Here is a 13129-nt window from a genome sequence, read left to right as displayed (position 1 = left end):
TTACCAACGATAATGTGCAAAAGCTTTATTCGCTTCAGCCATAGCGTGGGTATCATCTTTTTTCTTAACAGCTGCACCACTATTATTGAGTGCATCCATAATTTCGCCAGCTAAACGATCCTTCATGGTTTTTTCAGATCTTTTTCTGGAGTAATTAACTAACCAACGAAGACCCAAAGCCTGCTTACGCTCAGCACGGATTTCCATTGGTACTTGATAGGTTGCACCACCAACACGGCGAGCTTTTACTTCTAAAACAGGTGTGATATTGGCAAGGGCTTCCTGGAATGCTTCCAGTGCATCTTTACCAGTTTTTTCAGTAACTTTTTCAAATGCATCGTAAACGATTTTCTGGGCAACACCTTTTTTCCCATCTAACATGATGTTGTTGATTAATTTGGTTACAACAATACTTCCATAGATTGGATCAGGTAAAACTTCTCTTTTTGGAACAGGTCCTTTTCTAGGCACTTTACTTCCCTCCTTAACATTTTATGTTCATCGGTACTCGACATCCAACGTTTCGTTGTTGTGCGTATAGCGTCTCTAACATATATTTGGTCTCGATCAATTTAAATAACGAGCGCTTGAATATGCAGCACTATGCACTACTACTTTTTAGGCTTCTTAGCCCCGTATTTGGATCGAGCTTGTCTACGAGCGTCAACACCAGCGGTATCAAGCGCACCACGGATAATTTTGTAACGAACCCCTGGTAAATCCTTAACACGTCCGCCTTTTACCAGAACAATACTATGTTCTTGCAGATTGTGTCCAATACCTGGGATATAAGCGGTTACTTCCATTCCGTTAACGAGACGAACTCTGGCGATTTTTCGAAGCGCCGAGTTTGGTTTCTTTGGTGTGGATGTTCTAACTGCTGTACATACGCCTCTTTTTTGAGGGTTTGCTTTCAAAGCTGGAGTTTTGGTTTTTTCATCCAGACTTTTTCTTCCTTTTTTTACAAGCTGATTAATGGTAGGCATTTAGTCCTGCACCTCCTTTTAATAATAATATATCAATAATCGAAACGATTATTAATGACTTGTTTTAAACCAGGGTTATCTTGACGACAACCCCGGTTAGTGTTATTTAATAATCGCAATGACAGCGGCAGCTCGATCAATTCCGCCAGCTTTTCCGAGTCCCACCTTGGTTTCAACTCGTTCCACTGTGATCTGATGGCTGTCACAACATTCAACGATGCTTTTTTTGATACTTTCATCAGTATCTTCTGCCAAAATGACTTTAAGTGCTTTTCCTTCTTTTACAGCTTTGAGAGTTTGTTTCATTCCAATCACTTTTGAAACATCAACAAATTGATTCATCGGTTCCTCCTTCTTGCTGTCTGCGTGTTTCGATAAACACACCTAATAACTATACCTGTTTGAGCCTTAAATGTCAAGAATTATTCTTTAGTTAAGAAATCCAGATCGAAGATATCAAGATCAGTAATAATGGCATCTTCGGTTTCTTCCTGTTCTTCCTCAACATAGGCATTTAAGATATCATCATCAAAAACAATATCCAGAGATTCAGCGCTGCTGTCTTCTTCAAGCATATCTTCGTACACGTCGTCTTCTTCCCGTTCATAAACCAGATCAACGTCACCATACATCTTAACTCCGGTACCAGCGGGTACCAATTGACCAATGATAACATTTTCTTTCAGACCGATCAGTGGGTCAACTTTGCCTTTAATGGCGGCATCGGTTAATACCCGAGTGGTTTCCTGGAAGGATGCGGCTGACAAGAATGAATCGGTTGCCAATGAGGCTTTAGTGATCCCCAACAGTTCCCGACTGGCAGTGGCTTCCTCGCCGCCTTCTTCCCGGGCGGCTTTGTTTTCTTCTTCAAAACTGAAAATATCCACTAAGCTGCCGGCCAGTAAATTGGTATCGCCAGGATTTTCAACCTTAACTTTTCTGAGCATCTGACGGATAATGACTTCCAGATGCTTGTCACCAATGTGTACACCCTGCATACGGTAAACTTTCTGAACTTCCTGAAGCAGGTATTGTTGTACATGGTCAATCCCCTGGATTCTTAAGATATCACTTGGATTAATTGAACCTTCGGTGATTTCATCCCCGGCAGCTAATTGATCGCCAGTGTGAACCCGCAGTCGCGAGCCGTACGGAATCAGGTAAACCTTCATTTCACCGTCTGCACCGGTAACAACCGCTTCGGTTTTTTTCTGGTTATCCTGAATTTCAACGCGACCATCAATTTCTGAAATAATGGCCTGACCTTTTGGTTTTCGGGCTTCAAAAAGCTCTTCGATACGAGGGAGACCCTGGGTGATATCGTCAGCTGAAGCAACCCCACCAGTATGGAAGGTACGCATGGTCAGCTGGGTACCTGGCTCACCAATCGACTGAGCGGCAATAATCCCTACCGCTTCACCGATTTCTACTGGTCGCCAGGTGGTTAAATCAACCCCATAGCATTTTTTACAAACCCCATATTTGGACTGACAATTAAAGGCCGCCCGAATTAATACTTTTTCGATGCCAGCTTTTTCGATGTTCTGAGCCATTTCTGTCGAGATGATTTCACCAGCCGGAGCCAGTATTTCACCGGTTTCCGGATGCTTCACATCTTCAAAGGCATAGCGCCCGACCAGTCGTTCCTGGAGGGTTTCGATGATTTCACCGTGATCATTGATGGTTGATACTTCATAACCGCGGGTCGTCCCACAGTCATCTTCCCGGACAATGACATCCTGGCTGACATCAACCAGACGTCTTGTCAGATACCCGGAATCGGCCGTTCTAAGCGCAGTATCGGCCAGACCTTTTCGGGCTCCATGGGTGGAAGAGAAGAACTCGAGCACATTCAGCCCTTCACGGAAGTTAGAACGAATCGGCAATTCGATGATACGACCACTCGGGTTGGCCATCAGACCACGCATCCCGGCCAGCTGCCGAATCTGGTTCTTGCTACCTCGGGCCCCGGAGTCGGCCATCATATTGATCGGGTTCAGATCCTCGAGGTGATCAAGTAGTGCATCAGTAACCTCATCGGTGGCTCTGTTCCAGATTTCAACGACGTTGTTGTAACGTTCTTCATCACTGATAAACCCTTGACGGTAAAGCATCATATTTTCGGTGATCTTATCATCGGCCTTTGAAAGGATTTCCTCTTTATTTTTCGGAACTTCCATATCACTGACCCCAACGGTAATCGCACCACGAGTTGAGAATTTAAAACCTAAGCGCTTGATTTCATCCAGCACTTCCGATGTTTTGGTCGGTCCGAAGGTTTTGTAGCATCGCTCAACGATTTCTGAGAGAACTTTCTTATTCACTTGGCGGTCGATTTCCAGTTTAAACTGATCTTCGATGGTTTCCCGTTTTACAAAACCTAATTCCTGAGGAATAATGGTGTTAAAAATAAATCGTCCTACCGTCGCTTCAACCAGACGGGTCACCGTTTCGCCATCGATCTCTTTAGCAATCCGTACCTTAACCATGGCGTGCAGATCGACATCCTTGTTGAAATAAGCCATTTCCATTTCGTCCAGATCTCTAAAGATACTTCCGGTACCCTTGCCATCTTTTTTGTAGATGGTCATGTAGTAGGTTCCCAGAATCATATCCTGGGTTGGTGCCACAACCGGGGTTCCATCCTGGGGCTTAAGAATATTATTGGATGCCAGCATCAGGAAGCGGGCTTCGGCCTGGGCTTCTACCGATAAAGGTACATGGACAGCCATCTGATCCCCATCAAAGTCTGCATTGTAGGCCGTACAAACCAATGGATGTAGTTTGATCGCTTTCCCTTCAACCAGAATCGGTTCAAAAGCCTGAATCCCCAGACGATGGAGGGTCGGGGCCCGATTAAGCAGTACTGGATGTTCCTGAATGACATCTTCCAGTACATCCCAAACAATCGGATCGAGTTTTTCAACCATTTTTTTTGCACTTTTAATATTTTGTGACAGGTTACGGCCCACCAGTTCCCGCATTACAAACGGTTTAAACAGTTCTATGGCCATTTCTTTAGGTAAACCGCATTGGAACATTTTCAGATCCGGTCCAACAACGATAACCGAACGGCCCGAGTAGTCAACCCGTTTTCCCAAAAGGTTCTGACGGAACCGACCCTGTTTCCCTTTAAGCATGTCACTGAGGGATTTAAACGGACGATTACCCGGTCCGGTGACAGCCCGGCCACGACGCCCATTGTCAATCAGGGCATCGACTGCTTCCTGAAGCATCCGTTTTTCATTTTGAACAATGATATCCGGCGCATCCAGTTCCAGCAGCTTTAGCAAACGGTTGTTACGGTTAATGACCCGACGGTACAGATCATTGAGATCGGAGGTCGCAAAACGGCCCCCATCGAGCTGTACCATTGGTCGCAGTTCCGGTGGGATAACTGGAATGGTTTCAAGAATCATCCACTCCGGACGGTTATTGGAACTGCGAAACGCTTCAACCGCTTCCAGTCGTCGGGCAACCCGGATTTTTTTCTGACCGGAACTGCCTTTAAGTTCTTCTTTGAGTACTGCTGATTCCTGGTCAAGATCAACCAGTTTCAAAAGTTCCTGAATCGCTTCGGCACCAATGCTGGCGGTAAACTTATTGCCGAATTGACCTTTAGCTTCTTTATATTCCGCTTCGGTTAAAATTTGTTTGAAATCAAAATTACTTTCACCGGGATCAGTGACAACATAAGCCGCAAAATAAATAATTTTTTCCAGATTCCGGGGCGACATTTCCAGGATCAATCCCATTCGACTGGGGATGCCTTTAAAATACCAGATGTGCGATACTGGAGAAGCCAATTCAATATGACCCATCCGCTCACGTCTGACCTTTGCCTTAGTTACTTCAACCCCACAGTTTTCACAGACAATGCCCTTATGGCGAATACGCTTGTACTTACCACAATTACACTCCCAGTCTTTCTGCGGTCCAAAAATTTTCTCGCAAAATAACCCCTCTTTTTCTGGCTTCAGGGTTCTATAATTAATGGTTTCCGGTTTTTTTACTTCTCCACGTGACCACTCTCTGATTTTCTCAGGTGAGGCCAATCCGATCTGTAAGGATTTGAAGGTGAATTCCTCGTTTAACAAATGGCTTCGCTCCCTTCTAATTTTAATTTATTCATATAAGTCATCTTCGAATTCGTCATCATCAACGCTCTTAATCTGGAAGCTATCTTCCAATTTCACGTCATCACCAATTTCGGAAAGTTCAGTACTGCCGATTTCGATGGCCAGTTCTTCGAGCGGATCCCGCTCGTCCATTTCGTCATCCAGAATCTTGACAACTTCCTGGTCATTAAGGATGTTCACATCCAGACCCAAACTCTGGAATTCTTTCATGAGTACCTTGAATGACTCGGGAATACCTGGTTTTGGTATGTTTTCACCTTTGACAATGGCTTCATAGGCTTTAACCCGACCAACGACGTCATCGGACTTAATCGTCAAGATTTCCTGCAGGGTATGAGCGGCGCCGTAGGCTTCGAGCGCCCAAACTTCCATCTCTCCAAAACGCTGGCCTCCGAATTGCGCTTTACCACCCAATGGTTGCTGGGTAACTAAAGAGTAGGGTCCGGTTGAACGGGCATGCATTTTATCATCAACCAAATGGTGAAGCTTAAGGATATACATGTAACCAACAGTTACCTTATTATCAAAGGGTTCCCCGCTACGGCCATCATAAAGCTGGATCTTACCATCTTCCGGCAAGCCTGCCTGAGTGAGCAGATCCATAATGTCCTGTTCATTAGCCGGGTCAAAAACTGGGGTGGCAATATGCCAGCCAATGGACCGCATCGCCAGTCCCAGATGAACTTCCAGTACCTGACCGATATTCATTCGCGAAGGTACCCCCAGCGGATTAAGAACAATTTCCAGGGCGGTACCATCCGGCATGAACGGCATATCTTCTTCCGGCAGGATACGGGAAATAACCCCTTTGTTTCCATGCCGTCCAGCCATTTTATCTCCAACCGAGATTTTACGTTTAACCGCAATCAGAACCCGCACCAGGGTATTAACCCCCGGTTTTAAATCTTCATCTTTATTCTCTCTTGAGAAGACTTTAACATCCAGAACAATCCCCGATTCGCCATGGGGAACTTTTAATGAGGTATCCCGGATTTCCCGGGCTTTTTCGCCAAAGATCGCGCGGAGCAATTTTTCTTCAGCAGACAGGTCCGTTTCACCCTTTGGTGTAACCTTCCCAACCAGAATGTCGTCCGATTTAACCTCGGCACCGACAAAGATAATCCCCCGTTCATCGAGGTTCTTCAGCGCATCTTCGCTGACGTTGGGAATATCCCGGGTGATTTCTTCCGGTCCCAGTTTGGTTTCCCGGGCTTCGGCTTCAAATTCTTCAATATGAATCGAGGTAAAGACATCTTCCTTTAACAACTTTTCATTGATCAGGATGGCATCCTCGTAGTTGTAACCTTCCCAGGTCATAAAGCCCATCAAAATGTTGCGACCCAGAGCCAGTTCACCCATTTCGGTGGACGGACCATCGGCAATGATTTCGCCCGCCTGAACATATTGACCTCTATTGACCAACGGTTTATGGTTCATACAGGTACCCTGGTTTGAGCGTTTAAATTTAAGCAAGGTGTATTTATCCAGTTCGCCATTATCGGTACGGATATGAATAGCAGCAGCTTCCACCCGTTCAATGGTACCGGCTCGTTTGGCAATAACACAAACACCGGAGTCTTTGGCGGCCTTATGCTCCATTCCCGTCCCGATAACCGGAGCTTTGGGAATCAGCAGCGGTACCGCCTGACGTTGCATGTTGGCCCCCATCAGGGCCCGGTTGGCATCATCATTTTCAAGGAAGGGAATCAGGGATGTCGCCACCGAAACAATCTGTTTCGGCGAGATATCCATGTAATCGACGCGATCCGGGGGAATCAGCACGAAATCCCGTTTGCTGCCGGCACGACCCGTAACCTGTTTGCGGATAAAACGATTATTTTCATCTAATGGTTCATTGGCCTGGGCAATGGTGTAACGGCCTTCTTCATCCGCTGCCAGATAATGAATTTCATCGGAAACCACGCCATCATAAACCTTTCGGTAGGGGGCTTCGATAAAACCATATTCATTAACCCGGGCATAGGTACTAAGGGAACCGATTAGTCCGATGTTGGGACCTTCCGGGGTTTCAATTGGGCACATCCGGCCATAATGGCTATGATGGACATCTCGAACCTCAAACCCGGCTCGTTCACGGCTTAGACCACCAGGTCCCAGAGCTGATAAACGGCGCTTATGGGTCAGTTCGGCCAATGGGTTGGTCTGATCCATAAACTGGGACAGCTGGGAGCTACCGAAGAATTCTTTTAAAGCGGCGTTGACCGGACGGGTATTGATTAAGCCCTGGGGTGTTAAAATTTCATCGTCCTGAACTGACATTCGTTCCCGAACCACCCGTTCCATACGGGATAAACCGATTCTAAACTGATTCTGTAACAACTCGCCGACCGAACGCAAACGACGGTTGCCCAAATGGTCAATATCATCAATGGCGCCGATGTCATAATCCAAACCAATAATATAAGAGATCGAGGCATGGAGATCGGAGATCAGCACATGCTTGGGAACCAGCTCATCCATCCGCTTTTTAAGCGATTTTTTCTTTTCGTCATCAGTCATGTCTGATTCTAAAATCTCTTTTAGCACTTCATAACAGACAAATTCTTTGATGTCCAGATCACTGATGTCAAATGGCAGATCCTGAGCGTTGATGTCGACAAAACCATTACCGATAACCCGAACTGCCTTATCATCCACCCGGACATCAACCACGTTGATCCCGGAATTTTGGATATCGGTGGCGATATCATTGGAAATAATTTCGCCTTCTTCCACATAAACTTCCCCGGTTTCCGGATTAACGACAGCCTGGGCGGCCCGCTGACCGGCAATTCGGGTAGCCAGGGCTAATTTCTTATTGTATTTGTGACGGCCGACCTTGGCCAGGTCGTAGCGGCGATCATCAAAAAACATCGAGTTAAGCAGGGATTGGGCACTTTCCACCGTTGGTGGCTCACCGGGTCGCAGTCTTTTATAGATTTCAATCAGACCATCCCGGGTTGATTTCATATTGTTGTTTTCATCTTTTTTGATCGTTTCAATCAGTCGGTAATCGTCACCGTAAAAATCAAGAATTTCCTGATTGGTTCCCAATCCCAGAGCCCGAATCAGTGCTGTGATCGGTAATTTACGGGTTCGGTCGATTTTAACGTACATGATGTCATTGGAATCTGTTTCGTATTCCAACCAGGCCCCACGATTGGGAATAACCTGGGCTGAAAACAGTTTTTTCCCCAGTTTATCACGGCTCAAGGAAAAATAGGCGCCTGGTGATCGCACCAGCTGGCTGACAATAACCCGTTCCGCTCCATTGACAATGAAGGTTCCGGTTTCGGTCATTTTATGCAAATCGGCCATATAAACCTTTTGCTCTTTAACTTCGTTCTTTTCTTTATTAATTAAACGAACTGTTACTTTTAATGGTATAAAGTAGGTTTGATCCCTTTCTTTACACTCCTCCACTGAATACTTCGGTTTTCCCTCAATGGAATAATCCACGAATTCTAAAACCAGATTTCCCGTGTAGTCTTCGATTTTATCAATATCGTCAAAAACCTCTTTGAGTCCTTTTTCGATAAACCAGTTGTATGAATCTTTCTGAACCTCGATCAGGTTCGGCATTTCAATAACTTCTTTGATTTTAGAAAAGCTTTGGCGTGTTCTTAAACCATCTTTTTCAGGATGCAACATTACCATCCAATATCACCCCTCGCAAAAATACTCAGCAACGGATTACCCCAAAACGACTCGCGTCGAGCCTGTAGGTATCCCAAATTTGCCTGTTGTGTTTCATCTCGCCTTGTGTTATGATTAGACCGTAATCAATTTCATATCCGCTGACTCCGACATGTTTCCCCTTTGATCAGTTATTCATGACCGAGTCGCAAATGCTTCCGTTGATGCCGCTAAAATTGACGACAAGGATGCATTCTAACCTTATTTTAAAAGATACCAATGCAATTTTATATGCTATCACAAAATTTTATTTTTGTCAAATCTATTTTTGCATTCAAAAAGCCTTCCGGCTCACTGACGGAAGGCTTTTTTTCGGACTTTTTTACAATTGGCTCAACAATATTTTTTGAGCCGGTATTTTTTGGGGGCTTTCTTTTTCTGATCGCGCAGGATGCTGCTTAAAAATGCCTGGGTGCGTTTTTCTTTGGGATGGATAAAAATATCTTCCGGGGTCCCCTCTTCAAGGATTGTTCCCGAATCCATAAAGACCACCTTGTTGGCGACTTCCCGGGCAAAACCCATTTCGTGGGTCACCACCACCATCGTCATGTGCTCGTTGGCCAGGCTTTGCATAACGCTTAATACTTCGCCAGTCAGTTCCGGATCCAGAGCCGAGGTCGGTTCATCAAAAAGCAGAATATCGGGGTTCATCATCAACGCCCGGGCAATGGCCACCCGTTGTTTTTCTCCACCGGACAGGGTCGAGGGCATGGCATCAATCCGATCCAATAGGCCGACCTTATTAAGATAGGCTTCAGCACGGGTATTCATCGCAACCACTTCTTCTTTTTTGACGACCTTGGGCGCCAGTTCCAGATTCTGGCGAACGGTGAGGTGGGGAAACAAATTAAAGTGCTGAAAGACCATCCCCATTTTCATGATAATGGTGCGGATCTCCGGGGCACTGGGGTAGACGCCATCTTTTAGCAGCGGCTTCCCCTCCATGATGATGTCCCCGCTGTCAGCCTTCTCGAGATCAATCAGGCAACGCAACAGTGTCGATTTACCCGATCCGGATGACCCGATGATGGCCATCACATCGCCCTTATTGACGGTAAACGAGATGTCTTTTAAGACGTGATTGTTCCCAAAACTTTTATTGAGTTGATTGACTTTTATAATTTCCATCGTTTTCCTCTAGAACTCGTATTTGTTTTCAAGCTTTTTAAACACCATCGTGATCACAAAATTGATCAGCAGATACAGGGCTCCCGCCACCAGAAAAGCAAAGGTATCGCCATCCCGGTTAACTGAGGTTTTGGCATAGTGAAGAATCTCCGCTACCCCAATAACCGTGACCAGGGCGGTGTCTTTGACCAGGGTGATGGTTTCATTACTGATCGCCGGCAAGCAGACCCGAATCATCTGGGGGATCACCACCCGGGTCATCGTTTCTATTTTGGTCAGCCCCAGCACTTTAGCCGCTTCGTACTGTCCCTTATCAATGGCCAGCAGACCGCCCCGGAAGATTTCTGCGAAATAAGCCGCATAGTTCATACAAAAGGCGATGCAGGCCGCAGTAAAGCGTTCAAACACAAGGTAGTCTCCCACCACCGGCAGCAGCGGCAGGCCAAAATAAACAAACATGATCTGGAGCAACAGCGGTGTCCCCCGGACCACATAAATATAACCCTTGGCAAATGATTTAACCGGCGCTATCCGACTTCGGGCCATCAGGGTAAACATAAAACCCAGCGGCAGCGAACAGACAATGGTGACCGCAAAAACACTGAGCGTAATCACCATCCCCTGCAACATCGGCACGGTGATATTTGATAAATAAATATAAAAATCTGACATTTTTTTCTCCTGAGGAATGAATTAAAGTTATGGTATCACCAGTCATAAAAAAATCGGATCGAAACGATCCGATTTCTAAAAACTGATTGTTTTCTGTTAGTTTGCTTTGTAGATAATGTCTTCACCAAACCATTTGGTCGAAATGGTGGCGGCGGTGCCATCAGCAATCATCGCATCCAGAGCATCCTGAACCTGAGTCAGTAGCTCGGTATTGCCTTTTTTAATCCCCACGCCGTACAGTTCGGGTGATAAGCTTTCGCTTAAGATGACAAACTCGGCATTTTCAGAGGTAATGTAGTAGCGGGCGACAATGGAGTCTACCACAACAGCATCGATTCGGCCAATGCCCAGATCGCTCAGGGCCGATACATTTTCCGGGTATTCATTTAAGGCTGCTGCCTCTTTACTGATCGGGTCAGCTGTAAAGGCATCATAAGCTGAAGAACCTTTTTGAACCCCAACATTTTTACCGGCTAAATCGGCTTTGGTTTTAATCGGAGAATCTTTTTTGACTACAATCACCTGATCATTTTCCAGGTAGGGTGCAGTGAAATCCATGGCTTGCTTACGTTCGTCGGTGATGGTTAAGCCATTCCAGATGACATCGATATTACCGGAATCCAGTTCCAGTTCCTTGGTGTCCCAGTTGATCGGTTGCAGAACCACTTCCATGCCCATTCGCTTACCAACTTCTTTGGCCAGATCGACATCGAAACCAACAATTTCGTTTTTGTCATCTCTAAAGCCCATTGGTGGGAAGGAGTCATCCAAGCCGACCACAAAGGTCTTGTCGTCATTGTTTGCATTGTCTTCAGTTTTTTTAGCAGTGCTGCTGCAACCGGCAAATAATCCGGCAACCAGAACGACTACCAGCATCAGGCCAAGTATACTTCTTTTTTTCATTCCTTTTAGTCCTCTTTTCCTAATATAATCTGAGGCTATTATACACTTTATCACTGTGCATTGCTAGTCCTTTACATCAAAATTTTTAGGATAATGCCAGAAATCATCCCTGGATTATTTTAGCCAACCGGCTGACCGGTTCACGGCTTTATCCCAGAATCCGCATAATTCCTGACGTTTGGAATCATTGATTTGCGGTTCAAAACGTTTTTCAATTTTCCAGAATTGGCCAATTTCTTCAAAACTGTCCCAGTAGCCCACTGCCAGCCCGGCGGCGTAAACGGCTCCCAGGGTGGTGGTTTCGGTGATGACCGGCCGTTCCACCGGAATCCCTAAAATATTTGCCTGAAACTGCAGCAAAAAATCACTTTTGGCACCACCGCCGTCAGCTCTTAGTCTGGTCAGTTTAAAGCCGGACTTCTTTTCCATCACATTAAAGGCATCCTTGACCTGGAAGGCCATCGACTCCAGAGCCGCCCGGGCAATGTGCTGTTTAGTGGTTCCCCGGGAGATCCCGATAATGGTGCCTCGGGCATAGGAATCATAATAGGGTGCCCCTAAACCGACAAAGGCCGGGACGAAATAAACCCCCATACTGTCCTCAACCTGCCGGGCTAATTCCTCAGCCTCTTTGGCATCGTCAATAATCCCCAGGCCGTCCCGCAACCATTGGAGGACCGCCCCGGAAACATCGGCCATTCCTTCCAGACCGTAATCGGTTCGGCCCTTGGCACTCCACAAAACCGGAGAGAAAACGCCGTCTGATGGGGGAACATATTTATCACCGGTATTCATCACCATGAAGGAACCGGTGCCGTAGGTGTTTTTGGCCATTGCCTTTTCCAGACAGCCCTGACCAAAGGCCGCCGCCTGCTGATCGCCCAGGATTCCCGCCACTGGCACGGCAACACCAAAGAAAACCTCCGGATCAGTCAGGCCATAAACCTCACTGGATGTTCGCAGCTCCGGTAGAATTTCCCGGGGAATCGCCAGTTCCTTTAAAATCCACTCATCATAGTCCAGGGTTCGGGCGTTTTGCAGCAGGGTCACGGAGGCATTAGAATAATCGGTGACGTGAGCCTGGCCACCGGTCAGCTTCCAGACCAGCCAGGTATCGATAGTGCCATACAGCAGTTCCCCCTTATCAACGCCGGTTCTGACCTTTTGGTCGTGATCCAGCAGCCAGCGGATTTTGGTGGCCGCATCATTGGGGACAATGATCATCCCGGTGCGATCGACAATCCCAGCCCCGTCTTTGGCTTCCAGGCCTTCGCAGATATCCAGGGTGCGGCGATCCTGCCAGACGATCGCCCGACAAACCGGCTGACCGGTATTTTTATCCCAAAACACAGTGGTTTCCCGCTGATTGGTAATCCCAATCGCTTCAATTTGTTGAGGTTTGATGTTACCATTTTGCAGGGCTTCGCCCACCATTTTTAGGGTAACCGCCCAGATTTCATTGGCATCATGTTCAACCCAGCCAGACTGGGGAAAGTGTTGGGTGAATTCCGAGTAAGCTTGCGAAATGATATTGACCGCTTTGTCAAAAATCATGACCTTTACGCCGGTGGTGCCTTCATCAATTCCTAAAATATATTTCATTGT

9 protein-coding genes are annotated in these 13129 nt (G+C 46.4%); all 9 read right to left on the bottom strand.

Annotated elements, in window-relative coordinates; all coding sequences use genetic code 11:
* The gene (gene rpsG / locus ACWI_RS17130; protein ID WP_070372668.1) at positions 1-471 is read right to left on the bottom strand and encodes a 30S ribosomal protein S7; all 471 of its coding nucleotides are present in this window, start codon (positions 469-471) and stop codon (positions 1-3) included.
* Between the two features lie 140 nt (positions 472-611).
* Positions 612-986 (bottom strand): 30S ribosomal protein S12, encoded by a 375-nt coding sequence (gene rpsL, locus ACWI_RS17125; RefSeq protein ID WP_070372667.1) that lies wholly within the window; start codon positions 984-986, stop codon positions 612-614.
* 102 nt (positions 987-1088) lie between these two features.
* Positions 1089-1328 (bottom strand): L7Ae/L30e/S12e/Gadd45 family ribosomal protein, encoded by a 240-nt coding sequence (locus ACWI_RS17120; protein ID WP_070372666.1) that lies wholly within the window; start codon positions 1326-1328, stop codon positions 1089-1091.
* An 80-nt stretch (positions 1329-1408) separates the two neighbouring features.
* A complete protein-coding gene (rpoC, locus tag ACWI_RS17115; protein WP_070372665.1) occupies positions 1409-5083 on the bottom strand; it encodes a DNA-directed RNA polymerase subunit beta' in 3675 nt (1224 codons plus the stop codon).
* A gap of 27 nt (positions 5084-5110) precedes the next feature.
* Positions 5111-8776 carry a DNA-directed RNA polymerase subunit beta gene (gene rpoB, locus ACWI_RS17110; protein WP_070372682.1) on the bottom strand — a complete coding sequence of 1222 codons (3666 nt, stop codon included), beginning with the start codon at positions 8774-8776 and terminating at the stop codon, positions 5111-5113.
* Positions 8777-9154: 378 nt separating this feature from the next.
* Complete coding sequence (locus tag ACWI_RS17105) at positions 9155-9949, bottom strand: amino acid ABC transporter ATP-binding protein (RefSeq protein WP_070372664.1); 795 nt, start codon at positions 9947-9949, stop codon at positions 9155-9157.
* 9 nt (positions 9950-9958) lie between these two features.
* Complete coding sequence (locus ACWI_RS17100; protein ID WP_070372663.1) at positions 9959-10621, bottom strand: amino acid ABC transporter permease; 663 nt, start codon at positions 10619-10621, stop codon at positions 9959-9961.
* Positions 10622-10717: 96 nt separating this feature from the next.
* Positions 10718-11524 carry an amino acid ABC transporter substrate-binding protein gene (locus ACWI_RS17095; RefSeq protein WP_070372662.1) on the bottom strand — a complete coding sequence of 269 codons (807 nt, stop codon included), beginning with the start codon at positions 11522-11524 and terminating at the stop codon, positions 10718-10720.
* Between the two features lie 114 nt (positions 11525-11638).
* Positions 11639-13126 carry a glycerol kinase GlpK gene (glpK, locus tag ACWI_RS17090; protein WP_070372661.1) on the bottom strand — a complete coding sequence of 496 codons (1488 nt, stop codon included), beginning with the start codon at positions 13124-13126 and terminating at the stop codon, positions 11639-11641.
* Positions 13127-13129 lie beyond the last annotated feature (3 nt).

It is taken from the genome of Acetobacterium wieringae (assembly GCF_001766835.1).
Lineage (GTDB): Bacteria > Bacillota > Clostridia > Eubacteriales > Eubacteriaceae > Acetobacterium > Acetobacterium wieringae.
Note: the sequence above shows the minus strand (reverse complement) of the source record. Positions and strands in the feature narration are given on the sequence as shown.